This is a genomic window from Arthrobacter sp. GW460-12-1-14-TSB2 (genome assembly GCF_059423525.1).
The window spans coordinates 111,562-134,778 of sequence record NZ_JBWKYC010000011.1 but is presented as its reverse complement, the minus strand read 5'-3'; the positions used below and the strand labels follow the sequence as shown (position 1 = coordinate 134,778).

General features: G+C 66.8%; 20 protein-coding genes. 7 read left to right on the top strand and 13 right to left on the bottom strand.

Features of this window, described 5'->3' with window-relative positions:
* Positions 1-13: 13 nt before the first annotated feature.
* The 8 genes from AC07YR_RS14425 to AC07YR_RS14390 form a co-directional block, all read right to left on the bottom strand.
* A complete protein-coding gene (locus AC07YR_RS14425; protein ID WP_494734386.1) occupies positions 14-2,188 on the bottom strand; it encodes a transglycosylase domain-containing protein in 2,175 nt (724 codons plus the stop codon).
* A 153-nt stretch (positions 2,189-2,341) separates the two neighbouring features.
* Positions 2,342-3,847 (bottom strand): NAD-dependent succinate-semialdehyde dehydrogenase, encoded by a 1,506-nt coding sequence (locus AC07YR_RS14420; protein ID WP_494734385.1) that lies wholly within the window; start codon positions 3,845-3,847, stop codon positions 2,342-2,344.
* Between the two features lie 25 nt (positions 3,848-3,872).
* The gene (locus AC07YR_RS14415) at positions 3,873-4,682 is read right to left on the bottom strand and encodes an aldolase/citrate lyase family protein (protein WP_494734384.1); all 810 of its coding nucleotides are present in this window, start codon (positions 4,680-4,682) and stop codon (positions 3,873-3,875) included.
* Complete coding sequence (gene hpaH / locus AC07YR_RS14410; protein WP_494734383.1) at positions 4,667-5,452, bottom strand: 2-oxo-hept-4-ene-1,7-dioate hydratase; 786 nt, start codon at positions 5,450-5,452, stop codon at positions 4,667-4,669. The genes AC07YR_RS14415 and hpaH overlap by 16 nt, the downstream gene beginning before the upstream one ends.
* Positions 5,453-5,454: 2 nt before the next feature.
* Positions 5,455-6,540, bottom strand: a complete 1,086-nt coding sequence (hpaD, locus tag AC07YR_RS14405) for a 3,4-dihydroxyphenylacetate 2,3-dioxygenase (RefSeq protein WP_436058674.1) — start codon at positions 6,538-6,540, stop codon at positions 5,455-5,457.
* A 50-nt stretch (positions 6,541-6,590) separates the two neighbouring features.
* Positions 6,591-8,102, bottom strand: coding sequence for a 5-carboxymethyl-2-hydroxymuconate semialdehyde dehydrogenase (hpaE, locus tag AC07YR_RS14400; protein ID WP_494734382.1), 1,512 nt, complete (start codon positions 8,100-8,102; stop codon positions 6,591-6,593).
* Positions 8,103-8,124: 22 nt separating this feature from the next.
* Positions 8,125-8,799 (bottom strand): GntR family transcriptional regulator, encoded by a 675-nt coding sequence (locus tag AC07YR_RS14395; protein ID WP_494734381.1) that lies wholly within the window; start codon positions 8,797-8,799, stop codon positions 8,125-8,127.
* The gene (locus AC07YR_RS14390; RefSeq protein ID WP_494734380.1) at positions 8,792-10,318 is read right to left on the bottom strand and encodes a fumarylacetoacetate hydrolase family protein; all 1,527 of its coding nucleotides are present in this window, start codon (positions 10,316-10,318) and stop codon (positions 8,792-8,794) included. Before AC07YR_RS14390 ends, AC07YR_RS14395 begins: the two co-directional genes overlap by 8 nt.
* A gap of 223 nt (positions 10,319-10,541) precedes the next feature.
* Between AC07YR_RS14390 and AC07YR_RS14385 the strand changes: the two genes are divergently transcribed.
* The gene (locus AC07YR_RS14385; protein WP_494734379.1) at positions 10,542-12,443 is read left to right on the top strand and encodes an FAD-binding monooxygenase; all 1,902 of its coding nucleotides are present in this window, start codon (positions 10,542-10,544) and stop codon (positions 12,441-12,443) included.
* A gap of 13 nt (positions 12,444-12,456) precedes the next feature.
* Here the strand turns inward: AC07YR_RS14385 and AC07YR_RS14380 are convergent, their stop codons facing one another.
* The 4 genes from AC07YR_RS14380 to AC07YR_RS14365 form a co-directional block, all read right to left on the bottom strand.
* Positions 12,457-13,314, bottom strand: a complete 858-nt coding sequence (locus AC07YR_RS14380) for a prephenate dehydratase (RefSeq protein WP_494734378.1) — start codon at positions 13,312-13,314, stop codon at positions 12,457-12,459.
* Positions 13,315-13,431: 117 nt separating this feature from the next.
* The gene (locus AC07YR_RS14375) at positions 13,432-14,151 is read right to left on the bottom strand and encodes a GntR family transcriptional regulator (RefSeq protein ID WP_494734377.1); all 720 of its coding nucleotides are present in this window, start codon (positions 14,149-14,151) and stop codon (positions 13,432-13,434) included.
* 4 nt (positions 14,152-14,155) lie between these two features.
* Entirely contained in the window at positions 14,156-14,698 is a 543-nt protein-coding gene (locus AC07YR_RS14370) for a PTS sugar transporter subunit IIA (RefSeq protein ID WP_494734376.1), read from the bottom strand.
* Positions 14,695-14,997, bottom strand: a complete 303-nt coding sequence (locus AC07YR_RS14365) for a PTS sugar transporter subunit IIB (protein ID WP_082507014.1) — start codon at positions 14,995-14,997, stop codon at positions 14,695-14,697. Before AC07YR_RS14365 ends, AC07YR_RS14370 begins: the two co-directional genes overlap by 4 nt.
* Before the next feature lie 112 nt (positions 14,998-15,109).
* Here AC07YR_RS14365 and AC07YR_RS14360 point away from each other — a divergent pair, with 112 nt between their 5' ends.
* Genes AC07YR_RS14360 through nagB form a run of 3 tightly spaced genes read left to right on the top strand, consistent with a single transcriptional unit; the run spans position 15,110 to position 18,471 of the window.
* Entirely contained in the window at positions 15,110-16,384 is a 1,275-nt protein-coding gene (locus tag AC07YR_RS14360; protein ID WP_200939445.1) for a PTS transporter subunit EIIC, read from the top strand.
* Positions 16,374-17,684 (top strand): N-acetylglucosamine-6-phosphate deacetylase, encoded by a 1,311-nt coding sequence (locus tag AC07YR_RS14355; protein ID WP_055807465.1) that lies wholly within the window; start codon positions 16,374-16,376, stop codon positions 17,682-17,684. Before AC07YR_RS14360 ends, AC07YR_RS14355 begins: the two co-directional genes overlap by 11 nt.
* Positions 17,665-18,471: a glucosamine-6-phosphate deaminase gene (gene nagB / locus AC07YR_RS14350; protein ID WP_055807462.1), complete on the top strand. Its 807-nt coding sequence runs from the start codon at positions 17,665-17,667 to the stop codon at positions 18,469-18,471. Before AC07YR_RS14355 ends, nagB begins: the two co-directional genes overlap by 20 nt.
* Before the next feature lie 125 nt (positions 18,472-18,596).
* Here the strand turns inward: nagB and AC07YR_RS14345 are convergent, their stop codons facing one another.
* Positions 18,597-19,886: an ammonium transporter gene (locus tag AC07YR_RS14345; RefSeq protein ID WP_494734375.1), complete on the bottom strand. Its 1,290-nt coding sequence runs from the start codon at positions 19,884-19,886 to the stop codon at positions 18,597-18,599.
* Positions 19,887-20,135: 249 nt separating this feature from the next.
* On the opposite strand from AC07YR_RS14345, the gene glnT reads away from it, so the two are divergent.
* From glnT to AC07YR_RS14330, 3 genes are read left to right on the top strand one after another with little or no spacing between them, the layout of a single operon-like run.
* A complete protein-coding gene (gene glnT, locus AC07YR_RS14340) occupies positions 20,136-21,536 on the top strand; it encodes a type III glutamate--ammonia ligase (RefSeq protein WP_494734374.1) in 1,401 nt (466 codons plus the stop codon).
* Positions 21,537-21,565: 29 nt separating this feature from the next.
* Positions 21,566-22,474 (top strand): class II glutamine amidotransferase domain-containing protein, encoded by a 909-nt coding sequence (locus AC07YR_RS14335; protein ID WP_494734373.1) that lies wholly within the window; start codon positions 21,566-21,568, stop codon positions 22,472-22,474.
* A complete protein-coding gene (locus AC07YR_RS14330; RefSeq protein WP_494734372.1) occupies positions 22,462-23,208 on the top strand; it encodes a protein glxC in 747 nt (248 codons plus the stop codon). Before AC07YR_RS14335 ends, AC07YR_RS14330 begins: the two co-directional genes overlap by 13 nt.
* Positions 23,209-23,217: the final 9 nt, after the last annotated feature.

The following is a 23,217-nucleotide window of genomic DNA, read 5'->3' as shown; positions in this document are numbered from 1 at the left end:
CGGCGGCTGCGGGCTAGCGGGAAGGGGCCGGCGTCGGTTGCTGCGGGACATACATGGACGGCGGCGGGGCCGGGAAGGGCTCTGCCGGGTACAGCCCGGCAACCTCCATCATGTAGTTGGCCCACTGCGGCCCGGCAAGCATGTAGCCGTCGATTGACTTGTAGAAGTTGCCGTTGATGGTGACGTTCTGGCCTGCCCGCTGTTGGCCCTCCAGTGTGTCTCCAAAGAACGACGCCGTGGCCAGGCCGGAGGTGTAGCCCGTCACCCAGGTGGCGCCGTTGTTGTTCGACGTCCCCGTCTTGGCCGCCACCGGCACCTTGCTCTGGACCTTCGGGTTGATGTACACGCCGGAACCCATCTTCAGGACGTCCTGGAGCACCGCGTTGACGCCGCGGGCCACCTCGGGCTTGACGGCGGCGCGGCACTGGGAAGACTCGGCCGGATGATGCCGCCCTGCAGGGTCACTGACGTCCGCGATGGCGATGGGGGTGCAGTACCGGCCGTCATTGGCGAACGTGGCAAAGGCGTTGGCCAGGTGCAGGGGAGCCACGCCGATGGCGCCCAGCAGGTTGCCGAGCTGGTGCATGTTGACCTGGGCTCCGTCCAGGCCGCTGTGGAGGCCCACGGTATCCACCATCTTCTGGATGCCGCAGAAGTCCAGCTGTGCGGCTTCAGCGAAGGTCGCCGTGTTGATGGAGTTATACAGGCCGTAGTTGACGGGCATCGGCCGGTAGTAGCCCGGATCGTTGTTCTGGAGATCGTCAGCTGCGCCCTCATTCCGCTGGGCGGTGTTGTAGGCGCCCAGCACCTTTCCGCAACTGGAGCGCCACGGAAAGTCGAGCGGATAGGTCCGCCGGGAAGCGTCGATCACGGCGTTGATGGGTTTGCCCTCGTTCAGCCATTCCGCGAACGTGAAGGGCTTCATGGTGGAGCCTGGCTGGAATCCGCCCGCGCCGTTGAGGTCGTTGCCGTTGGCGTCCTTGGAATCAACGTTGAAGTTCAGCTGGGTGTCGAACTTCCCTTCCGCCGGAAGGAATACCGTGTTCTGCGCCATGGCCAGGATCCTGCCGGAACCGGGCTGGATGGTTACCAGCGAGGCACCCCATTTGTCCGGATTCGCTCCTGCGGTGGCGTCCACCTGGGCCTGGGCGGCGGCCTGCAGCCTGCTGTCCAGCGTGGTGACAATTGTCAGGCCGCCGCGGTACAGCAGCCTCTCCCGGTCGTTGAGGTCCGCTCCGTAGGCCGGATTGTTGAGGATCAGGTGGGACACGTAGTCGCAGAAGTACGGTGCGATGACGGCGGCTGCGCAGCCCTGCCGCCCGGGGGTGATCTTCAGCTCCACCCCCGTGGCCGCGGCGGCGTCGTGCTCGGCCCGGGTGATTTTCCGCTGCTCCAGCATGTTGCCCAGGACCTGGTTGCGGCGTTGCAGGGAGTTCTCCGGGTGCACGGCAGGGTCGTAGAAGGTGGGGCTGTTGACCAGCCCGGCCAGCAGCGCCGCCTGGGGCAGGGTGAGGTCCTTGGCGGAAGAGCTGAAGAAGTGCCGTGCGGCGGCCTCGATCCCGTAGGCGTCCCGGTTGAAGAACACGATGTTCAGGTAGCCTTCGAGGATCTGGTCCTTGGTGAATTTCTTCTCCAGCTCGATGGCGAGCTTCATCTCCCGAACCTTGTCGCCGACGCTCTTCTGGCCGCTGAGAACGACCTGCTGGCCTTGATCCGCGGAAAGATACGACTCATTGATGATGTTCGTGACGTACTGCTGGGTCAGCGTGGACGCGCCCTGGCGGCCGCCCTGGGTGAAGTTGAACGTCAGCGCCCGGAGGATGCCCTGCGGGTCAACCCCGCCATGTTCGTAGAAGCGGCTGTCCTCGATCGCGACTATCGCGTCCTTGATGAACGGCGACATCTGGTCGAGGGTGACGCGCACCCGGTTTTCCGCGTAGAAGGTGGCGATGGGCTGGCCGTCTGCGGTCACCATTTTGGTGGCCTGCGACGGGGGATCGACCGTGAGGTCACCGGGCAGGCTGTTGAAGAACGTGATCGAAGTGCTGACCGTCATGCCGGCCGCAGCGACGCTGGGTGCCACCAGGCTGGCGGCCAGGACCCCGCAGATGGCGCTCACGGCAACAAATCCGACCAGCCTCCACAAGGCTGCGGCCAGACGAGAACCCCATCGCTTCTTCGGCGCCATTATGTCCAGCTATCACGCGTGCCAGTGCCTCAAGGCTACGCCCGGCGGCCGCCCGCCGACCAGAGTCCTAATGCCCACACGCCGGGGGCACGCCGGTGGTCGAGCCTGTCGAGATCGGTTTCGACGAGCTCAACCACCGGCGGGGGCGGTCCGTCAGCTCGCGTAGGGGTCGGCGATGCCTATGTACTGCGTGGTGGTGTATTCGGCGATGCCTTCGGAGCCCCCTTCGCGGCCCAGGCCGGAGTGCTTGACGCCGCCGAAGGGGGCGGCGGCGTTGGAGATGACGCCGGCGTTGAACCCCACCATGCCGAATTCGATCTGTTCGGCCACGCGCAGCAGCCGGTTGAAGTCGCGGCTGTAGAGGTAGGAGGCCAGGCCGTACTCGCTGGCGTTGGCGAGCCGGATGGCGTCCTCCTCCGTGCTGAACGTGGTCACCGGGGCGACGGGGCCGAAGATTTCCTGGCGCAGGATCGCGGCGTCGTTCGGGACGTTCCCCAGCACGGTGGGCAGGTAGAAGTGCCCGGCGCCTTCTGCCGGGGACCCGCCGGTGAGTGCTGTTGCTCCGGCGTCGACGGCGGCGCTCACCAGGGCGTGCACGTCATCGCGGGCGCCGGCATCGATGAGCGGGCCCACCTGGGTGGCCGGTTCGGTGCCGCGGCCGGTGGTGAGGGCGCCCATGGCGGCGGCGAACTTGTCCGTGAATTCGGCGGCCACGGATTCCTGGACCAGGAACCGGTTGGCGGCTGTGCAGGCCTCGCCCATGTTCCGCATCTTGGCGGCCATGGCACCTTCGACGGCTTTGTCCACGTCGGCGTCCCCGAACACGATGAACGGGGCGTTGCCGCCCAGCTCCATGGACGTGCGGAGGACATTGCCGGCGGCGTCGGCCATGAGCCGCTTGCCCACCGGAGTGGAGCCGGTGAAGGAGACCTTGCGCAGCCGCGGATCGGCCAGCAGCGGGCCGGAAATCCCGGACGCGCTGGCGGAGGCCACCACGTTCAGGACCCCCGCGGGCAGGCCGGCGTCGAGCATGGTCTGGGCGAAGTACTGGGCGGTCAGCGGGGTGAGCTTGGCGGGCTTGAGCACCATGGTGCAGCCGGCGGCGACGGCGGGGCCAACCTTGCGGGTGGCCATCGCCAGCGGGAAGTTCCACGGCGTAATCAGCAGGCACGGGCCTACCGGCTTCTTCTGGACCAGGATCTTGTTTTTGCCCTCCGGGGTGGTGAGATAGCGGCCGTAATCCCGGACCGTCTCTTCGGAGAACCAACGGAGGAACTCGGCACCGTACGTGACTTCCCCGCGGGCTTCGGCCAGTGGCTTGCCCATCTCCAGGGTCATCAGCAGGGCAAAGTCATCGGCCCGTTCGGTCACCAGGTCGAAGGCGCGGCGCAGGATTTCGGCGCGCTCACGGGGTGCCGTCCTGGCCCAGGAAGCCTGCACCTTCTCGGCCGCGTCAAGGGCGGCCAGAGCGTCCGCGCTGGTGGCGGACGCCAGGGTGGCGAGTACCTCCCCGGTGGCGGGATCGTGCACGTCGAACGTGCCGCCGTCGGACGCCTCCGACCACTGCCCGCCGATCAGCAGGCCGGTGGGGACGGAAGCGAGGAGTGCGGCTTCCCGCTCAGGGGTGACGGCAGGGGAAAGTGCAGGGGAAAGAGTCACGGAAAGTCCTTAAGCTTGGTGGCTGTTAGTAGCTGGCGGGGGTTTCGCCGGCACCAGCCGGGACGAATTCGGCAGCGAGTGCCTCGGAGCCGCGGGCCAGGAGCGCCACGTCGGCGCCCACCAGCACAAACGTGGCGCCGGCTGCCAGGTAGCTGCGGGCTACGTCCTTGTTGAAGGCGTTGACACCCGCTGGCTTCCCCGCCGCTGTGGCGGCGGCGAGGCAGCGTTCGACGGCGGCGCGCACCTCCCGGTGTTCCTGCTGTCCCAGTACGCCCATGGAGGCGGCGAGGTCGGACGGTCCAAGGAAGATGCCGTCCACGCCGTCCACCGCAAGGATCTCCTGCACCGCTGCGACGGCGGCTTCGGACTCGATCTGGACGGTGAGGCTGACGGTGTCGGAAGCGCGGGCGAGGTAGTCCGGGATGCGGTTCCACCTCGACGCCCGGGCAAGGGCGGAGCCCACGCCGCGGACACCGCGGGGAGGGTACCGGGTGGCGGCCACCGCGGCTTCGGCCTCGGCGGCGGAGTTCACCATGGGCACCAGCAGGTTCTGGACGCCGAGGTCCAGGTACTGCTTGATCACCACGGTGTCGTTGACCGGCGGCCGGACCAGGGTGTGGACCGGGTAGCCGCGGACGGCCTGCAGCTGGGACAGGATGGATTCCAGGCCGTTGGGGCTGTGCTCGGCGTCAATCAGCAGCCAGTCCAGCCCGGCCCCGGCGCACAACTCGGCCACCAGCGGGCTGCCGGAACAGACCCACATCCCGGCCAGGGGGCGGTCCGCAGCGGCTAGGGCGTCCCGGAACGTGGCGTCCGGGTCTACTCGAAGCGGCATGTGACAACTCCCAGGGGGCCGTAGTCGGCGTGCACGGTGTCGCCCTGGTAGACCCAGAGCGGGCGGGTGAAGGAACCGGCCAGGATGATGTCCCCGGCCTTCATCCCGTCACCGTGGGCGGCGATCTTGTTGGCCAGCCAGTGCACACCGTTGGCGGGGTGGTCCAGGACCCCCGCCGCCACGCCGGTCTCCTCCACGGTCTGGTTCTTGTAGAGGATGGCCGAGACCCAGCGGAGGTCGACGGCGTCGGGCTTGACCGGACGGCCGCCCACCACCATGGCCCCCATCGCGGCGTTGTCCGCGATGGTGTCCACGATGGTCCGGCCCTCCATCTCGATCCTGGAGTCCAGGATCTCGAGGGCCGGGACCACGTAGTCGGTGGCGTTCAGGACGTCGAAGATGGTGCAGCCCGGGCCCTTGAGTGCGTCTTTCAGCACAAACGCCAGTTCCACCTCCACCCGCGGATGCGTGTAGCGGTCCCATTGCACGGAACAGCCGGTTTCGAGGACCATGTCATCGAAGATGGCGCCGTAGTCCGGTTCGGTGATGCCCGTGGCGGCCTGCATGGCCTTGGACGTGAGGCCGATCTTGCGGCCCACGAGCTTCCGGCCGGCATCCTCGTTCCGGTTCCGCCACAGCTGCTGCACGGCGTAGGAATCCTCCACCGTCATGTCCGGGTAGCGGGACGTCAGCCGGGGCACCGGCTTGCGGTTCCGGCCGGCCTCGAGCAGCTCGTCCGCGATGGCCTGGATCGTCTTGGCATCCAGCATGGCTACAGCTGCGCCCCGAGCTTGAAGCCCGTCCGGTCACCGTCGGGGGATCCGTCCTTGCGGGTGTAGGAAAAGCCGTCGGCGCCCACGGTCACTGCCATCTCAGAGGCGTCGGTGCGCTGGATGACGGGCTGCGGGTTGCCGTCGAGGTCCAGGACCAGGGAGGCCTCGGTGTACCAGGACGGGACCACGGGGTTGCCCCACCAGTCGCGGCGCTGGTTGTCGTGGACGTCCCAGGTGATGGTGGGGTTGTCCGGGTCGCCGGTGTAGTAGTCCTGGGTGTAGATCTCGATGCGGTGGCCGTCCGGGTCCAGGATGTAGAGGTAGAACGCGTTGGACACGCCGTGCCGGCCGGGGCCGCGTTCGATCCGGTCGCTGATGCGCAGGGCGCCCATCTTGTCGCAGATCTGGATGATGTTGTGCTTCTCGTGCGTGGCGAAGGCGACGTGGTGCATGCGCGGGCCGTTGCCGCCGGTGAGCGCGGTGTCGTGGACGGTCTGCTTGCGGTGCATCCAGACGGCGTAGGAGACGCCGTCGGAATCCTGGATGTCTTCGGAAACGCGGAAGCCGAGGTCCTCGAGGTACTTGCGGCCGCGGGGCACATCCGGGGTGACCTGGTTGAAGTGGTCCAGCCGGACCAGTTCGCCGGCGGAGTAGAGGTCGTAGCGCTGGGTGAGGCGTTCCACGTGCTCCACGTCGTAGAAGAATTCGTACGGGAAGCCGAGCGGATCCTCCACGCGGACGGAGTCGCCGATGCCCTTGGTGAAGCCTTCCTTGCGGCGTTCGGTGCGGCAGCCCAGTTCCTTGTAGTAGGCCTCGGCGGCGTCCACTTCGGCGGGGGACTTCACCCGGTAGGCAAAAGCGGCGACGGCGGCGATGGGACCCTTGCGCAGCACCAGGTTGTGGTGGATGAACTCCTCGAGGGAGCGCAGGTAGATGTTGTTCTCGTCTTCTTCGGTGACGTGCAGGCCCAGGAGGTCAACATAGAACTCGCGGGACTTGGCGAGGTCCGTGACCACGATCTCCATGTAGGCGCAGCGGACGATGTCCGGAGCGGGGACGGAGGGCTTCGGGATGACGTTGTTCATGGTGTTCTCTCTTCTTTGAAAGGGGCCGTGTTGGTCTGTGGGTGCCGGTACTAGGCGCCGAATTTGGGGGTGTGGACGGAACCGAGCGTGATGTGCACGGCCTGCTGGTCGGTGTAGAAATCGATGGAGCGGTAGCCGCCCTCGTGGCCCAGGCCGGAGGCCTTGACGCCGCCGAACGGGGTGCGGAGGTCGCGGACGTTGTGGCTGTTGAGCCACACCATGCCGGCCTCCACATTCTGGGAGAAGTTGTGCGCCCGGGTGAGGTTCTGGGTCCAGATGTAGGCCGCCAGGCCGTACTTGGTGTTGTTGGCCAGGGCGAGGGCTTCGTCGTCGTTCTCGAAGGGGGTGATCGCGACCACCGGGCCGAAGATTTCCTCCTGGAAGATCCGTGCGTCGGGGGCGACGTCGGCGAACACGGTGGGGGCGATGTAGTTACCTTCCGGGAGGTGATCCGGGCGGCCGCCGCCGGCCAGCAGCCGGCCTTCGGACTTGCCGATCTCCACGTAGGAGGCCACCTTCGCGAAGTGCTCCGGGTGGACCAGGGCACCTACCTGCGTCTTGGGATCATGCGGATCGCCGACGACGATGTTCTTGGCGCGGGCGGCGTACTTTTCGCAGAACTCGTCGTAGACGGCCCGCTCCACCAGGATGCGCGAGCCGGCGGTGCAGCGCTCGCCGTTGAGCGAGAAGACGCCGAAGAGCGCGGAGTCGATCGCGGCGTCGAGGTCGGCGTCGGCGAACACCACGCACGGGGACTTGCCGCCGAGTTCCATGGAGAGGCCCTTGAGGTTGGCTGCCGCGTTCCGGAAAATGGTTTGGCCCGTGGTGGTCTCGCCGGTGAAGGAGATCAGCGGAACGTCCGGATGCTTGACCAGGGCGTCTCCCGCTTCCTCGCCGAGCCCGTTGACCAGGTTGAACACGCCGTTCGGCAGGCCTGCGTCCTTGAAGATGGTGGCCCAGAGCGAGGCGGAGAGCGGAGTGAACTCGGCCGGCTTGAGGACCACGGTGTTGCCGGTGGCCAGGGCCGGTGCGAGCTTCCAGGACTCCAGCATGAACGGGGTGTTCCAAGGAGTGATGAGGCCGGCGACGCCGATCGGCTTGCGGTTCACGTAGTTGATCTGCGATCCGGGGACCTTCATGGCATCGTCGAACTGGGCGACGATCAGGTCCGCGAAGAAGCGGAAGTTCTCTGCGGCCCGGAGTGCCTGGCCCTTGGCCTGGGTAATGGGCAGGCCGGTGTCGAAGGTCTCGAGTTCGGCCAGGCGCTCCTCCTGGGCTTCGACGGCGTCCGCGATCTTGTTCAGGATGCGGGCGCGTTCGCGCGGCTTCATCTTCGGCCAGGGCCCGTTCTTGAAGGCTTCGCGGGCCGCGGCGACGGCGAGGTCGATGTCCGCTTTCTGCCCGGCGGCGGCGGTGGCGTAGTTGGTGTTGGACACCGGATCCAGGACGTCGAAGGTCTTGCCGCCCACGGAGTCAACGAATTCACCGTTGATGTAGTGCTGGATGTGGGTGGGAAGGTCCTGCGGGACGTAGTGGGCTGTGGTTTCTGCGGCAGTCGTCATCATTGAGTCCTAACGGTGGTCATTACTGCTTGGTTTGTGCGAGGTAGGCGTCCAGGGTGGCGCTGCGGTGGAGCCGTGCTGCTTTTTCGATGGTGTCGGCGTCGGCGCCGGTTTCGATGAGCTTCAGGAGGGCCTCGTGCTCGTCAACCGAGTCGTGCGCCCTGCCGGGCACGAACCGGAACGTGGAGGACCGAAGGGACGCGAGCCGGTTCCAGCCGCGGTGGACGAGGTCCAGGATGTGCGGGTTGGGACAGTGCTCAAACAGGACACTGTGGAAGTCCTGGTTCAGCCGGGTGAAACGGACGGGGTCGAAGTGCTGCAGGCAGTCGCGCATTTCCTCGTTCACGGCCCGGGCCCGGGCCACGTCCGCCGCCCCGATCAGCGGCGCTGACAGGGCCGTGGCCGCACCCTCCACGATGCTCAGGGTCTGCATCGTATAGAGGTATTCGGTGGGGTCAATCCCGGAGACCGTGGCGCCGATGTTCCGCTCGAATTTCACCAGGCCTTCGGCTTCGAGGCGGCGGATGGCTTCGCGGACCGGCACGACGCTAACGCCCAGGTCCTCGGCGATCTTGGCCAGCACCAGCCGGTAGCCGGGGGAGTAGGTGCCGTCCACGATCCGTGCCTTGACTGCCTTGTAGGCCTGCTCGGACTTGCTGCCTGCCAGCCCGGTTCCGGCGGTGGCCGTCTCAGTCATTGGCTTTGCCTGCTTCCCACTGCTCGTACTTGCCGCGCCACTCAGCATTCAGCGGGTAGAGGCCGTCCACGCTGTGGCCCTGCTGCACCATTTCGGCGATGAAGACCTCCTCGCGTTCCTGCGCGATGGAATCGTCAGCAAGCTCTTCGGCGAGTGCCGGCGGGATCACCAGGATGCCGTCCGAATCGGCCACGATGATGTCCCCGGGCTGCACGGTGGTGCCGCCGCAGGCGATGGTGATGTCGGTGTCCCAGGGGATGTGCCGGCGGCCCAGCACCGCGGGGTGGGGGTTGGCGTAGTACGTGGGCATGTCCATGGCCGCCACCGCGGAGAAGTCCCGAACGCCGCCGTCGGTGATGATGGCGGCGGCGCCGCGGACCTGGGCGCGGAGGGCCAGGATGTCGCCGATGGTACCGGTGCCCTTTTCCCCGCGGGCCTCCATCACCAGGATCTCGCCCTCGTTGACCGAATCGATGGCCTTCTTCTGGGCGTTGAATCCGCCGCCGTGGGTCTTGAAGAGGTCCTCGCGGTTGGGTACGTAGCGCAGGGTCCGGGCCAGGCCCACGATCCGCTTCTCCGGCCGGGTGGAGGTCAGGCCGTCGATGCTTACATTGTTCAGTCCGCGTTTGCGCAGCTGGGAGGACAGGGTGGCGGTGCAGACACTTTCCAGCTTGGCCTTCAGCCCGGGGGAGAGGACGGGCCCGACGGCGGCAGCCGTCGCCTCTGCTGGCTGCGCTGAGAGGCCGGCCGCTTCGCGGGAACCGTACGCTTCCTCCCGCTGGAGATCATCGGTCCTGGGCCGCGCGCCGAAGTCCGCGAACGGCGTCGTGCCTTCCTCCACCCGGGTGACCAGGCGGCCGGTGGTGAGGCCGGTGGCAGCGCCGCCCGCCGTCGTCGTACTGGTGCTGACTTCAACCTCGACGACGTCGCCCGGCTTGGCCACGGAGGCGCCGGCCGGGGTGCCGGTGAGGATGATGTCGCCCTCTTCGAGGGTGAGCAGCTGGGAGAGGTCCGCGACGAGCCGCGCGAACGGGAAGAGCAGGTCTTCGGTGGTGTCGTCCTGGACCAGGCTGCCGTTGTGCCACGTGCGGACGCGGAGTTTGGCGGGGTCGACGGCGTCTGCCGCGATCAGGCCCGGGCCCACCGGCGTGAAGCCGTCGCCGCCCTTGGAGCGGAGGTTGGATCCCTTGTCCGCGTAGCGGAGGTCGTAGACGCCGAGGTCGTTGCTGGCGGTGACCCACTCGACGTGGCTCCAGGCGTCCGCAATACCCACGCGGCGGGCCGGCTTGCCGATGATCAGGGCGATCTCGCCTTCGAAACCGAGGAGTTCGCAGCCGGCGGGCCGTTCCACCGTTGAGGGGGCTTCCGCCGAGCCGATTGCCAGCGAGGACGACGGCTTCAGGAAGTAGGAGGGCTGCTCCGGGGTGCGGCCGCGCTGGGCTGCCCGGCTGGGGTAGTTGATGTGCACCGCGATGACCTTGCGGGCCGCGGCCAGGATGTGGTCGGTGACCTGTTCCAAGTGTTACTCCTCATCGAGTACGAAATCGTATACGATAACTATCACCTAGGAGCCCCCTGGCGTCAACCCCTGATTTCCGGGGGTCTTTACGGGCACTTGTAACGCAGGTCATATCTGCGTACAGTTTCGAATGAGCAGTAGATTTCTATTATCGAACTAGTAGTTCTGATATCGAACACATATGACGGCAAAAGACAGCCACACAACGAAGTGAGGAATCCCCGTGCATTTCCACCACCACGGCTACGTATCCGGTGACCCGCGAGTCCAGCCGGCCGCCGGCGTCGGCGTCAACCGGCCCGAGCAGCTTCCCGACGAAGTGGACGTTCTCATTGTGGGTACCGGGCCCGCGGGCATGCTTACCGCCGCGCAGCTGTCCCAGTTCCCCGGCATCACCACCCGCATCGTGGAGCGCCGCCCCGGACGCCTCGAGATCGGCCAGGCCGACGGCATCCAGGCGCGAAGCGTCGAAACCTTCCAGGCCTTCGGCTTTGCCGAGCGGATTATTGCCGAGGCCTACCGGATCACTGAAATGGCGTTCTGGAAGCCGGACCCGCAGAATCCGGCGAACATCGTCCGCGCGGCCCGCACCCTGGACGATCCGCACGGGATCAGTGAGTTCCCGCACCTGATCGTCAACCAGGCCCGTGTTCTCGACTACTTCGCCGAAGTCATGGCGAAAGCCCCCACCCGCATGACGCCGGACTACGGATACGAGTTCCGCGCACTCCAGGTCGGCGAGGGGGAGTACCCCGTTGCTGTGACGCTGGTCCACACCTCCGGCGCCGACGAAGGCCGGGAACGTGTCGTCCGGGCCAAATACGTGGTGGGCGCGGACGGCGCGCGGAGCAAGGTGCGGGACTCGATCGGCTGCACCATGGCCGGCGACCAGGCCAACCACGCCTGGGGCGTTATGGACGTACTCGCCAACACCGACTTCCCGGACATCCGCCTGAAGTGCGCCATCCAGTCCCACGACGGCGGCAGCATCCTGCTTATCCCGCGCGAGGGCGGCCATCTCTTCCGCATGTACGTGGACCTCGGCGAGGTGGCCGCGGACGACCGGGGGGCCGTCCGCAAGACCTCCATTGAACAGATCATCGCCAAGGCCAACGCGATCGTCCACCCGTACAAGGTCGACGTGCGCAACGTGGCATGGCACAGCGTCTACGAGGTGGGCCACCGTCTCACCGACAGGTTCGACGACGTCCGCCCGGAGGAACTCGGCACCCGGACGCCCCGGGTGTTCATCACTGGCGACGCCTGCCACACGCACAGTGCCAAGGCGGGCCAGGGCATGAACGTCTCCATGCAGGACGGCTTCAACATCGGCTGGAAGCTGGGCCACGTGTTGGAGGGCCGCAGTCCGGAAACCCTGCTGTCCACCTACTCCGCCGAACGCCAGGTCATCGCGAAGAACCTCATCGACTTCGACAAAGAGTGGTCCACGCTCATGGCGAAGAAGCCCGAAGAATTCGCGTCCCCCTCGGAGCTCGAGGATTTCTACGTGAGCACTGCCGAATTCCCGGCCGGCTTCATGACACAGTACGTTCCTTCGATGCTGATCGGCGAGCCCGCGCACCAGGAACTGGCCGCCGGATTCACCATCGGCAAACGCTTCAAGTCTGCGCCGGCGGTGCGGGTGTGCGACACGAACCCGCTGCAACTCGGCCACCAGGCCTCGGCGGACGGCCGCTGGCGAATCTACGTCTTCGCTGACGCGGCCGCGCCCGGGCAACAGTCGCCCACCGCCGACCTTGCCGAATGGTTGGCCAACGCGCCAGACTCCCCGCTGGCCGCAACCCCGTCGGGAGCCGACCCGGACGCCTGGTTCGATGTGAAGGTGATCTACCAGCAGGACCACACGAACATCGACATCAACACGGTGCCGGCCGTCTTCAAGCCCCAGGTGGGGCCGTTCAAGCTCACGTACCTGGAGAAGGTCTACGGCACCATTCCGGCGTCGGACATTTTCGAACTGCGCGGCATTGATCGCGGCGGCGTGATGGTGGTGGTCCGGCCGGACCAGTACGTGGCGAACGTCCTGCCGCTGACGGCAACAGCCGAGCTGGCCGCGTTCTTCGCGCCGATCCTGGCGGCAGGCAAGCCCGTCCCCGCCACATAGGCGTGGCCCGCTTTCAGGCGGCGGTGGCCTGAGTCGTCCGGTAGTCTGCGGCTGCGTAGACGCCCAGGATGCGCACCTCGGTGGTGAAGAAGTCCAGTTCCTCCAGGGCGAGCTTGAGCGGCAGGTCCTCCGGGTGGCCCTCGACGTCGGCCATGAACATGGTGGCGGCGAACTCGTTGCCCACCATGTAGCTTTCCAGCCGCGTCATGTTCACGCCGTTGGTGGCGAACCCGCCCAGCGCCTTGAAGAGGGCGGACGGAACATTGCGGACCCGGAACAGGAAGCTGGTCACAGCCGGTCCGGGCAGTTCCTCCCTGGTCGGCAGTTCCTTTTCAGGTGCCAGGACTACGAAGCGCGTGGTGTTGGAGGGGTCATCCTCAACCCGGGAGGCCAGCACCTCGAGGCCGTAAATGCTGGCTGCGAGCGGGGGAGCGAGGGACAGCTTGGCGGGGTCATTCCACTCCCGGACTTCCCGGGCGGAACCTGCGGTGTCTCCGGCAATCACGGGGCGCAGCCCGGCTTCGCGGATGAGCCGCCGGCACTGTCCCAGGGCATGGATGTGGCTGTGGACCTCGGTGGCCGCTTCGATAGTGCTGCCGGGGATGCCCAGCAGGTCGAAGTGAATGGGCAGGAAGAACTCGCCCACGATCTGCAGGCGGGACTGCGGCAGCAGGATGTGGATGTCCGCCACCCGGCCGGCGATCGAGTTCTCGATCGGGATCATGGCGAAATCGGCGGCTCCCGTGGACACCAGTTCGAAGGCATCTTCAAAGCTGGCGCACGGAACGCTTTCCACCTCGGGGAACATCTGCATGCACGCGATATTTGAGTTGGCGCCGGGCTCGCCCTGGTACGCAATTTTCTGGGTCACGATCCGTATGGTTTCACGACCTGCCCCCGCGCGCCCAAGTAACTCGCATTTAACGTCGCCATTCCGGGGTTTCACGACGTTAAATGCGAGTCAGTTGGGGACTGGGCCGGTCCTGGGTCAGCCGAGCGCCAGCCGCATCGAGACCTGGTACCGGTCCGAGCGGTACGTCGAGATGGAGTACTCGATGGGTGTGCCGGGGTCTTCCTGGCCGGTAAACGAACGGCGCCTGAAGAGGAGCACCGGTGCCCCGGGCTCGATGTCCAACAGGGCCGCCGTGTCCTCCGGGGCTGCGGCGGCCTCCACGGTCTGTTCCACATGCTGCACCGGATGGCCGGACGCGGCGAGGACGCGGTACAGCGACCCCGTCAGGTCCTCCGAGAGCAGGTCCGGCAGGAGCCGGGGCGGCAGCCAGGATTCGTCCACGCTGACGGGCGCCCCGTTTGCCAGCCGCAGCCTACGGACCTGGTAGGCCTCCTGCCCCGGCGGCAGTCCCAGGTGCTCGGCCGCCGCCGCCGGCGGCTCCGCGGTGGAGGCAGTAATGACGCGGGTGCTGGGTTCGAAGCCGGCCGCCCGCATGTCCTCATTGAAGGAGGCCAGGTGCAGGGTTGAGCGGACCAGTCCGTGCGAGACGAAGGTCCCCTTGCCCTTGATCCGGACCAGGGCTCCGTCCTGGACGAGGTCCGAGATGGCCCGGCGCACCGTGATGCGCGAGACCCCGAACTGCTCCTCCAGTTGGCGTTCGCCCAGCAGGGCGTCCCCGGGCCGCAACGTGGTGGCCACCAGATCCTGGAGCTGCCTGCGCACCCAGACGTGTTTGAGTTCCCCTGCCGTATCCATGTCCCTATTTTTCCGGAATTTTCCCGGGCAGACTGAACAGGTGCCCGCCGGCTTCCACCCGGCTGCCTGAAGCCGGAGGTTCAATGGCGTCCGGTGCGCTGTCCAGGATCACCACAGGACTGCACATGCTGAGGTTTTTCGAGCGGACAAGCGCGACGTCAACGCTGATCATGGGGTCGCCGGCGCGCACCTGGTCGCCCTTCTGCGCCAGCACGCTGAAGCCCTCGCCCTTCAGCCCGACCGTATCGATGCCCACGTGGACCAGCACTGCCGGCCCCGAGGCGTGCTGGACGATGTAGGCGTGCGGCATGACCTTGATGACCTTGCCGTCCAGGGGCGCGACGGCGGTGAGCACCCCGGCGTCGTCGTCCGGAATGACCGCGGCGCCTCCGCCGACAAGCCCCTTGGCGAACACCGGGTCCGGCACTTCGCTGAGCGGGATGAGCCGGCCGGGCAGGGGCGAGGCCACACTGATGGCCCCCTTCTGCGTGGCCCCGGCGGGTGCGGCCCCGCTTACCTCAGCTGTGCTTACCTCAGGCGTGCTCACATCAGGTCCTGGATGTCTTCTGCCAGGCTTTCCGCCTCGGGCCCCACCACAACCTGGACCACCGTGCCGGACATCATCACGCCGTGGGCGCCCGCGGCTTTGAGGGCTGCCTCGTCAACCTTTCCGGCATCCACCACTTCGGTGCGCAGGCGGGTGATGCACCCTTCGATCTCTTCAACGTTCTCTGCCCCGCCCAGGGCGGCGAGGATGATTTCTGCTTTGGACATGTCCACTCCTGTTGGTCGTTTCGCGGTGAGTCCGGCCGGCTCTGAAGCTTTTTTCCTGCCTGAGGTTGACAACTAAGCCCGGTGCACTTCACAGTGATGATTGTCACTGGTTATAACCAGTTAGCAAAACTCTACTGAATCCCGCATCCCCGCACAAGCACCGCCTTTTCGAAACGAGGAACCCATGTCCACGGAAAACCCGTCCGCTTCCGCCGGGGCAGGCCCGCTGGCCGCACCGGCCCCGGGCAAGGCCAAGGGCAGCGGCAAAGCGCTGCAGAACCTCCAGCGCTTCGGCCGCAGCCTCATGCTCCCCATCGCCGCCCTTCCCGCCGCAGCGCTCCTCCTGCGCCTGGGCCAGGACGACCTGCTGGGCAGGTTCGAAGGCCTGACCACCGTTGCCCAGGTGATCGGCGCCGCCGGCGGCGCCCTGTTTGAGAACCTTCCGCTGCTCTTCGCCGTCGGCATTTCCTTCGGCTTCGCCAAGAAGGGCGACGGATCAACGGCGCTGGCCGCCGTCGTCGGCTTCCTGGTCCTGACCAACGTCTTCAAAGTCATGGCGCCGCTGGTGCTGGGCGCCGCCCCGGAGGGCGGCAAGGATCCGGTCATCAACTACGGCGTGCTCGCCGGCATCGTGATGGGCCTGACCACGGCGTGGCTGTGGCAGAAGTTCCACCGGACCACCCTGCCGGACTGGCTTGGATTCTTCGCCGGCCGCCGCCTGGTGCCCATCCTGACCTCGTTTGCCGCCATCATCATCGGCGTGGTCATGGCCCTCATCTACCCCTTGTTCAACTCCGGACTGACAGCCGTGGGCAACACGGTGGCGGACAACACGGTGGTGGGCAGCGGCATTTACGGCACGCTCAACCGGTTGCTCATCCCGCTGGGACTGCACCACATCCTGAACTCGATCGTCTGGTTCATCATCGGCGACTACAACGGCGCCCACGGCGACCTGAACCGGTTCTTCGCCGGTGATCCCTCCGCTGGCGTCTTCATGACCGGGTTCTTCCCCATCATGATGTTCGCCCTGCCCGCGGCCGCGCTCGCCATCTGGCACGAAGCCAAGCCCTCCCAGAAGAAGATCGTGGGCGGCGTGATGCTCTCCACCGGCCTCACCGCCTTCCTCACCGGCATCACCGAACCGCTGGAATTCTCCTTCATGTTCGTGGCCTGGCCGCTCTACATCGTCCACGCCGTCCTGACCGGAACGTCCATGATGCTGGTCAACTTCCTGGGGATCCACCACGGGTTCGGCTTCTCCGCCGGTGCTATCGACTACGTCCTCAACTTCGGGATCGCGCAGAATCCGCTCTGGCTGGTGCCCATCGGCCTGGGCTACGCGGCCGTGTACTACGTGGTGTTCCGCTTCGTGATCAGGCGCTGGAACCTCCGCACCATGGGGCGCGAAGATGAAACCGACGAGAACGGTTCGATGGCCAAAGCCGATGCAAGCTGACCCCGCTGTGGGGCCGGATCAGCCCACGCAAGAGAGCGGCGGCGGGCTGGGGCTGCGTGGCCGCCTCGTCACCGGCCGGGCCGGGGACGGTGTGATCGAAGACGGCACCGTGGTGATCGCCGGGGGGAGCGTCGCGTGGTGCGGCCCGACGGCGGAGCTGCCCGCCGGCGTCGACGTCGAAACAACGCAGGTTCCGGTCATCCTGCCGGGGCTGGTGGACGTGCACTGCCACGGCGCCGTGGGCCACACCTTCTCCGCGGATGCCGACGGCGCCCGCCGGGCGGCGGGTTACCTCGCCGGGCAGGGTACGACGTCGGTGCTCGCCTCGCTCGTTTCGGCGCCGTCGGATGTGCTGCTCGAGCAGATCACGGCGCTGCGCGAGCTGGTGCAGGACGGCACCCTGGCCGGCCTGCACCTGGAAGGACCGTTCATCACCAAGAGCATGTGCGGAGCGCAGGACCCGGCGGCCATCATCGACGGCGACCCGGTGCTCCTGCAGGAGTGGCTCGAAGCGGGGCACGGTACGGTGCGGTCCATCACGCTGGCACCGGAAACACCGCACTTTGCCGAACTCGTGGCCCTGTGCCGGGACTACCGCGTGGTTCCGTCGCTCGGCCACACCGGTGCCACGGCGGCGCGGACCCGGGAAGCCCTGGGCGGCGCCCTAGACAACGACGGCGCCGGCCCGGTGACCCGAGACGACGGTCCCTGGTCCGCCACACACCTGTTCAACCGGATGCCCGCACTGGGCCACCGGACACCCGGACCCATTCCCGTCCTGCTGCAGGCCGCACGGCAGTCACCGGGCCGGATGGTCCTGGAACTGGTAGCCGACGGCGTGCACCTGGACCCGGAGATCGTCCGTATGGTCTTCGGCCTGGTGGGCCCGGGCTCGATCGCGCTGATTACGGATGCCATGGCAGCGGCGGGAATGTCCGACGGCCACTACACACTCGGCAGCCTGGACGTGCTGGTCCGGGACCGGGTGGCGCGCCTGGTCCCCGCGGAGGGTGATGCCCGGCCCGGTGCGATCGCCGGGGCAACGAGCCTGCTGCTGGAAAATGTGCGCCGCTGCGTCGAATGGGGCGTGCCCCTGGCCGACGCCGTGACGGCGGCCTCGGCCACACCTGCCCGCCTAATGGGCTTGGACCGGCCGGAATCCGCGCAGATTGGTTCCCTCACCACGGGGTACCGCGCCGACATCCTGGTGACCACCGAAAAACTCGAACTGCTGCAGGTCTACCGGGCCGGCACACCACTGACGCAGGAAAGGAAAACGCGTGCAGATTATTCTGTGTGAGTCCGCGGACCACGTAGGGGGCCGGGCCGCTGACATCATCGAAGCCCGGGTCCGCCAGGGCCCGGCCGTCCTCGGGCTCGCCACGGGCGGTTCGCCGAAGTCCACGTACCAGGAGCTGATCCGCCGGCACCGTGAAGAGCAGCTGGGCTTCAGCCAGGTCACAGCCTTCACACTGGACGAATACGCCGGGCTGCCGCCGGAGCACGAACAGAGCTACTACTCCACCATCCGGCGGGAATTCGTCGACCACGTGGACCTGCCGCTGGGGAAACTCATGACCCCGCACGGGGATGCTCCGGACCTCGTCGCGGAAGCCGACCGCTATGACGCAGCCATCACGGCCGCCGGCGGGGTGGACATCCAGATCCTGGGCATCGGCGCGAACGGCCATATCGGGTTCAACGAGCCCACCTCGTCACTGGTCTCGCGCACCAGGGTGAAGACGCTTGCCGGTGCCACCCGCGCCGACAACGCGCGGTTCTTCCCGGCCGGCGACGTTCCCCGGCTCTGCCTGACCCAGGGGCTGGGGACCATCCGCGAGGCCCGGCTGGCGGTGCTCGTGGCCATGGGGGAGAACAAGGCTGATGCCGTCCAGGCCATGGTGGAAGGACCGGTCAGCGCACACTGCCCGGCTTCGGTGCTGCAACTGCACCGCCGGGCAGTGGTCATCCTGGATCCGGCGGCCGCCTCCCGCCTGAGCCTGCTGGACTACTACCGCGAGGCCCAGGAGTTCAACGACCAGCTGGGCCAAACGCCCACCCGGCCCTGGCTGCGGCAGCCGGCCTAGGACAACACAAAGAATCCGAGGATTGTCCGCGGTCACCTACCTTGACGGAAGGGCGCGGCGGACAAGCCTCGGATTCTTGACGGGAGCAGCGGCTAACTTCTTTTCCCGCGCCCTGCCCGGGGACCTTAGGCGCGGTGGGGCGAACCGAGTTCCACGGGCTCTTCGTCGCTGAGGTAGGCGGCCTCGGAGTGCGCGGCGATGTCGATGCCGCGCAGTTCATCGGCCTCGTGGATGCGCAGGCCCATGGTCATGTTGAGGACCTTGGCGATGATCCACGTAACCACGAAGGAGTAGGCGAGTACGGCCAGCGTGGCGACCGTCTGGATCCCGAGGAGCTCAAAGCCGCCGCCGTAGAACAGGCCGTTCGCCTTGTTGGGGGCGGCCTCGGTGGCGAAGAAGCCGATCAGGAGGGTTCCCAGGATGCCGCCCACCAGGTGGACGCCCACCACGTCGAGTGAATCGTCGAAGCCGAGCCGGAACTTCAGCTCAATGGCCAGCGAGCAGACTGCGCCGGCGATGAGGCCGATGGCCAGGGCGCCCAGGGGGCTGACGGCGCCGCAGGCAGGAGTGATGGCGACGAGGGCCGAGATCAGGCCGGAGGCGGCGCCCATGCTGCTGGCGCTGCCCAGGCGGATGCGTTCCACGAGCGTCCAGGCGAGCAGGCCGGCACACGCGGCGACGGCGGTGTTGAGGAATACCACGGATGCGGACTGGCCAGCGGTGAGTGCAGACCCCGCGTTGAAGCCGAACCATCCAGCCCAGAGGAGCCCGGCGCCCACCAGCACGAGCGGGCGGCTGTGGGGTTTGGTGTGTTCGCTCTTGGGCCAGCCGGCGCTGCGTCCGAGGACCAGGGCGAGGGCGAGGGCGGCGACTCCGGCGTTCATGTGGACAGCGGTACCGCCGGCAAAGTCGATTGCCTTGAGGCTGTTGACGATCCAGCCGCCGGTCACCGAGCCGTCCGCCGAGCTGAAGGCGAAGACCCAGTGGGCGACGGGAAAGTAGACCAGGGTGGCCCAGAGGGCGGCGAAGGTCATCCATGCGCCGAACTTCATTCGTCCGGCGGCAGCTCCGGCGATGATTGCCGTGGTGATGCCGGCAAAGAACAGCTGGAAGGCTGCGAACAGGGCCGTGGGGATGGGCGCGTTCGGGTCCTCGGCCAGCAATTTCTCCATGCCGAAGTACTCGGTGACATCACCGAGGAGTCCGGCGCCACCAATGGAATTGCCGAAGACCATGGAGTAGCCGAACACGGCCCACAGGACGGCCACGATGCTCATTCCGCCGAAGCACATCATCATCATGTTCAGGATCCTGCGGGACCCGACCATACCTCCGTAGAACAGGGCAAGGCCGGGGATCATGATGCACAACAGTGCGCCCGCGGCGAGGATCCAGGCGACGTCTCCAGAATTCATGGAACTCCAATCAGAAAAGGGGTATCCGCCAGGGGGAACGGCGGCACAAAAAAGTAACCGTGGGATGAAACCATGATTCGTGACAGTGAACGATCGTGGGTTTCGCGGGCGTAAATTTCCGGTTGCGATCGCGATTGGGCACGTCACCCCGATTTAACAAGCGGGGCGCACGCCTGTAACATCCTTTTGACTACTGTGGTTCAACAACGTTTCCCAGCAGGTAACACCAAATTGAACAGGACAGTTCCGATGACCAGTGTCGCAACCCCTGAAGTACCAAGCGCCTCAGCCCTATCAACTGCCGCGTTGCCGGCCGAGACTGACCACATCTCCCTCGCGGACATCGCCAGGGCCCATGATGTGCGGTTCCTCCTGGCCACGTTCGTCGACATGACGGGCAAGCCGTGCGCCAAGCTCGTTCCGGTCGAAGCCGCAGAGCAGCTTGAGGCCGGCGCCATGGGCTTTGCCGGCTACGCAGCAGGGCTGATCGGGCAGAAGCCGCAGGATTCGGACCTCATCGCCATTCCTGATCTGGCGTCCTTCACACCCGTGCCGTTCATCAAGGAAGGGCTCGCGGTCATCCACTGCGACCCGCACGTGGACGGCAAGCCCTGGCCCTACGCCCCGCGCGTCATCCTCAAAAACACGCTCGCCCGCCTCGCCGGTCAGGGAATGCAGGCGAAGGTGGGTGCGGAAGTGGAGTACTTCCTCGTCAACAAGAACCCCGACGGTTCCCTGAGCACGGCCGACCCCCGCGATGACTCGCCCCGCCCCTGCTACGACGCGCGCGGCGTCACCCGCATGTATGAGCACCTCACCTCCATCTCGGAGGCAATGAACGGCCTGGGCTGGGGCAACTACGCCAACGACCATGAGGACGCCGCCGGGCAGTTCGAGCAGAACTTCAACTACGCCGACGCCCTCACCACGGCCGACCGCGTGGTCACCCTGCGCTACATCCTGAACGTCCTCGCCGAACAGCGCGGCATGACCGCCACCTTCATGCCCAAGCCCTTCACCGACCGCACGGGCACAGGCCTCCACTTCCATCTGTCGCTGTGGTCCGGCGCCGAGGCGCTGTTCCCGGTTGACAGCGGAGCGGACGACGGCGGCAGGGGACTTGGGCTTTCGGCCCTCGCCTACTCCTTCATCGGCGGCATTTTGGACCACGCGCCGGCACTGCAGGCATTCCTGGCCCCCACCGTCAATTCGTACAAGCGCTCGGGCGCCACCACCAGCTCGTCCGGTGCCACCTGGTCTCCCCGGAAGGCCTCGTTCGGGGGCAACGACCGCACGCACATGATCCGCGTCCCGGACAACAAACGGATCGAACTTCGCTCGGGTGACGGTTCAGCCAACCCCTACCTCGCCATTGCCACGGCCATCTCGGCAGGCCTGGACGGCGTGGAAAAGTCCGCGGATCCGGGGCACCCGTCGGGCCCGGGCGAGTCGAAACCCGACGCCCACCTGCTGCCGGCCACCCTGCTGCACGCCGTGGAGGCCCTGCGCCGGGACCCGGTGATCCTGGCCAGCCTCAGCGGCGACGCGGAGATCGGCAAGTACTACGCGGACGCCAAGGAAGAGGAGTTCCTCAGCTGGCACAACCAGGTCAGCGACTGGGAAGTCCGCACGTACCTCACCTCGATTTAGCAACCTCCACTAAGCAAAGGAATCCCACCATGTGCGGAATCGCCGCGCTGCAGCTGCGCAACCCCCTGCTGCACCCCCAGATGGGCAGCCTGCTGTCCTCCATGATGTGCCAGATCGTGGACCGCGGACCGGATTCAGCCGGCCTCGCCGTCTACAACACCCCCGGCCTGGTCTCGGCCGGAACCTCCACCCTCAGCCTGCTGGGCAAGGACCAGGGCATTGCCCTCCCGGAGGTCAAGGCCTCCCTTGACGCGATGCTTCCGGCCGATGCCGCCGCCGCAGTACGCGTGGTGGGTGACACCACCCTGGTGAGCGCCGCCGTCGGAACCGGTCTCCTGGTGAAAGCGGTCAGCGAAACCCTTCCGGGCTCCACCGTCATTGGCCGCGGCGAGCACGTGGCCGTGATGAAGAGCGTGGGCCACCCGATGGACATCGCCGCCGAGCACGGGCTCGAGGCCATGTCAGGCAGCCAGGGCCTGTCCCACACCCGGATGGCCACCGAGTCCGCCGTGACCGCCGGCGGCTCCCACCCGTTCTCCGTGGCCGACGACCTGTGCCTGGTCCACAACGGCTCCTTCTCCAACCACGCCACCGTCCGCCGCGACCTCAAACGCGAGGGCGTGGTGTTCGATTCCGAAAACGACACTGAGGTGGGCGCCCGCTACGTCGCCTCCCGCCTGCAGCAGGGTGACACCCTCGAAGAGGCGCTCGTGAACCTGGGCAAGGTCCTGGACGGTTTCTACACACTGGTGGTCACCACCGCGGACAGCATGGCCGTGGTCCGGGACCCCATCGCCTGCAAGCCGGCCATCATCGCCGAAACGGACGACTACGTGGCTATGGCCTCCGAATACCGTGCCCTGGCAGCCCTGCCCGGCATCGAAAACGCCCGCATCTTTGAACCGGAACCCGGAAAGGTCTACACATGGTCACTCTGACAGCCCCCGAAACCAGCACGATGAACGCCGAAGCAACCCGGCCCGCCGTCAGCACTGATTCCTTCAGCGTGGATCTGGCCGGCAGCCCCGTCCGCGAACTCAACCAGGCCCTCCACAACGCTGTGGACGGGCAGTCCTGGACCGTCGTCAACCCCGAAGGCAAGCACAGCCTGGCCGTGGGCATCAACACGGACGTCACGGTCACCATCAACGGCCACGCCGGCTACTACGCGGCCGGGATGCACCAAAAAGGCGACGTGACCATCAACGGCAATGCCGGCGTCGGACTGGCCGAGAACATCATGTCCGGCCGCGTCCATGTCAAGGGCGACGCCTCCCAGTCGGCCGCCGCCACCGGGCATGGCGGGCTCGTGGTCATCGACGGCAACGCCAGCGCCCGCTGCGGCATCTCGATGAAGGGCGTGGACATCGTGGTGGGCGGCAACATCGGCCACATGTCCGCGTTTATGGCGCAGGCCGGACGCCTGGTGGTCTGCGGTGACGCGGGCGAAGCGCTGGGCGACTCCATCTACGAAGCCCGGATCTACGTCAAGGGCACCGTGGCCTCGCTCGGCGCTGACTGCATCGAAAAGCCCCTGAAGGACGAGCACCTGGCTGAACTCGGCGAACTGCTGGCCGCGGCCGGCCGCACCGACAACCCTGCGGACTTCAGGCGTTACGGATCGGCACGGAACCTCTACCACTTCAGCGTCCACAACTCGACGTCGTACTAAGGACAACCC

Excerpts from the sequence above, each read along its gene's own strand:
- glnT (WP_494734374.1), top strand. The coding sequence starts at position 20,136 with ATGACCAGTGTCGCAACCCCTGAAGTACCAAGCGCCTCAGCCCTATCA.
- AC07YR_RS14375 (WP_494734377.1), bottom strand. The coding sequence starts at position 14,151 with ATGGATACGGCAGGGGAACTCAAACACGTCTGGGTGCGCAGGCAGCTC.
- AC07YR_RS14330 (WP_494734372.1), top strand. The coding sequence starts at position 22,462 with ATGGTCACTCTGACAGCCCCCGAAACCAGCACGATGAACGCCGAAGCA.
- AC07YR_RS14425 (WP_494734386.1), bottom strand. The coding sequence starts at position 2,188 with ATGGCGCCGAAGAAGCGATGGGGTTCTCGTCTGGCCGCAGCCTTGTGG.
- hpaE (WP_494734382.1), bottom strand. The coding sequence starts at position 8,102 with ATGACGACTGCCGCAGAAACCACAGCCCACTACGTCCCGCAGGACCTT.
- AC07YR_RS14335 (WP_494734373.1), top strand. The coding sequence starts at position 21,566 with ATGTGCGGAATCGCCGCGCTGCAGCTGCGCAACCCCCTGCTGCACCCC.
- AC07YR_RS14355 (WP_055807465.1), top strand. The coding sequence starts at position 16,374 with ATGCAAGCTGACCCCGCTGTGGGGCCGGATCAGCCCACGCAAGAGAGC.
- AC07YR_RS14360 (WP_200939445.1), top strand. The coding sequence starts at position 15,110 with ATGTCCACGGAAAACCCGTCCGCTTCCGCCGGGGCAGGCCCGCTGGCC.
- hpaD (WP_436058674.1), bottom strand. The coding sequence starts at position 6,540 with ATGAACAACGTCATCCCGAAGCCCTCCGTCCCCGCTCCGGACATCGTC.
- AC07YR_RS14415 (WP_494734384.1), bottom strand. The coding sequence starts at position 4,682 with ATGCCGCTTCGAGTAGACCCGGACGCCACGTTCCGGGACGCCCTAGCC.
- hpaH (WP_494734383.1), bottom strand. The coding sequence starts at position 5,452 with ATGCTGGATGCCAAGACGATCCAGGCCATCGCGGACGAGCTGCTCGAG.
- AC07YR_RS14395 (WP_494734381.1), bottom strand. The coding sequence starts at position 8,799 with ATGACTGAGACGGCCACCGCCGGAACCGGGCTGGCAGGCAGCAAGTCC.
- AC07YR_RS14345 (WP_494734375.1), bottom strand. The coding sequence starts at position 19,886 with ATGAATTCTGGAGACGTCGCCTGGATCCTCGCCGCGGGCGCACTGTTG.